This window comes from Streptococcus pseudopneumoniae (assembly GCF_001072375.1).
Taxonomy (GTDB): Bacteria; Bacillota; Bacilli; order Lactobacillales; family Streptococcaceae; genus Streptococcus; species Streptococcus pseudopneumoniae_L.
On sequence record NZ_JVKV01000005.1, the window covers coordinates 1 to 252 of the forward strand.

The 252-nt window shown below is 54.4% G+C and carries 3 tRNA genes; all 3 read right to left on the reverse strand.

Going from position 1 to position 252, the window contains the following annotated elements:
* Position 1: 1 nt before the first annotated feature.
* Positions 2-74: transfer RNA gene (locus ADH31_RS00210), tRNA-Phe, on the reverse strand.
* A 3-nt stretch (positions 75-77) separates the two neighbouring features.
* Positions 78-151, reverse strand: a tRNA-Met gene (locus ADH31_RS00215).
* 10 nt (positions 152-161) lie between these two features.
* Positions 162-251: transfer RNA gene (locus ADH31_RS00220), tRNA-Ser, on the reverse strand.
* Position 252: the final 1 nt, after the last annotated feature.

Sequence of the window (252 nt, forward strand, 5' to 3'; positions counted from 1 at the left end):
ATGGCGCGAGACGGAATCGAACCGCCGACACATGGAGCTTCAATCCATTGCTCTACCAACTGAGCTACCGAGCCTTATTGCGGGAGCAGGATTTGAACCTACGACCTTCGGGTTATGAGCCCGACGAGCTACCGAGCTGCTCCATCCCGCGTTAATAATAAAGGAGGATGTGGGATTCGAACCCACGCACGCTTTTACACGCCTGACGGTTTTCAAGACCGTTCCCTTCAGCCGGACTTGGGTAATCCTCCA